Origin of the sequence: Streptacidiphilus jeojiense (assembly GCF_000719095.1) — a bacterium.
GTDB classification, from domain to species: domain Bacteria; phylum Actinomycetota; class Actinomycetes; order Streptomycetales; family Streptomycetaceae; genus Streptacidiphilus; species Streptacidiphilus jeojiensis.
Genome location: NZ_JOEH01000130.1, coordinates 1 through 215 on the forward strand (window position 1 = coordinate 1; position 215 = coordinate 215).

Below are 215 nucleotides of genomic sequence, written 5' to 3' on the forward strand. Positions count from 1 at the left end.
ATCTGGTGGCTGTCGTACATGCCCTGCAGCTCGGTGCCCTGCACCGCGATGACCTCGTGCCGCAGCTGCTGACAGACCTGCAGGAACGGTGCGTCGCCGGCGTCCTGGTCGGCGTGGTCCTGGGCCAGGCTGTGGCGCAGCCGCGCGTCCAGTGCCAGGCGCACGCGATCCAGCGCGGCTTCCGGGGCCGCGCCGAGGTCGGCGAGCTGGTCCAG

The 215-nt window shown here is 72.6% G+C and carries 1 pseudogene; it reads right to left on the bottom strand.

The features are described 5' to 3' along the window. Window positions 1–215 (bottom strand): annotated as a pseudogene (locus IF29_RS47255) (Na+/H+ antiporter); the annotation flags it as partial.